The following is a 559-nucleotide window of genomic DNA, read 5'->3' as shown; positions in this document are numbered from 1 at the left end:
TGGTGGCTGCTGCAGGGTTATCAGTATTGCTGATTTGTTTGGTCGCGGCGTTTTTCTCGGCGCGTAAAGGCGTGAACAAGCCAATTACGGAGGCACTGATCTATGTTTAATTCCAAACCATTACTAACCATCACACTATTGGCTGTCAGCAGCGTTGCGAGTGCTGCTGAACAAGCGCTGGATGCACAACAAGTCGCGCAGTTGATTGAGAAAGCCGACAGCTACCGCTTGCAAGATGATTCTTCTAAAGTGGTGTCACTGGTGCGTTTGTATCAAGACCAAGAGTTGGATAAAACGCGTCTCTACCATGTGTACACGCGGCCAAACCGTGAATCGCTGGTGGTGTTCAAATCGGCGGTCGAAGCGGGGCAGAAGATGCTGATGATGGGCGATAACTACTGGCTGCAAATGCCAAAGAGCCGCCGCCCAATTCGTATTACGCCAATGCAAAAGCTGCTTGGTGAAGCCTCAATTGGTGATATTTCAACGTTGACGTGGAGCCAGGATTACCAAGGCGAGTGGAAAGCGACGGAAACCCTCACGATAGATGGACAGAGCA

The 559-nt window shown here is 50.4% G+C and carries 1 protein-coding gene; it reads left to right on the top strand.

Features of this window, described 5'->3' with window-relative positions:
- Positions 1–102: 102 nt before the first annotated feature.
- Positions 103–559 (top strand): outer membrane lipoprotein-sorting protein (locus R7Q46_RS29280; protein ID WP_318078596.1); only part of this gene is annotated, 457 nt, incomplete at its 3' end.

This window comes from Vibrio sp. 811 (assembly GCF_033339195.1).
This window is presented reverse-complemented; position numbering and strand designations above follow the sequence as displayed.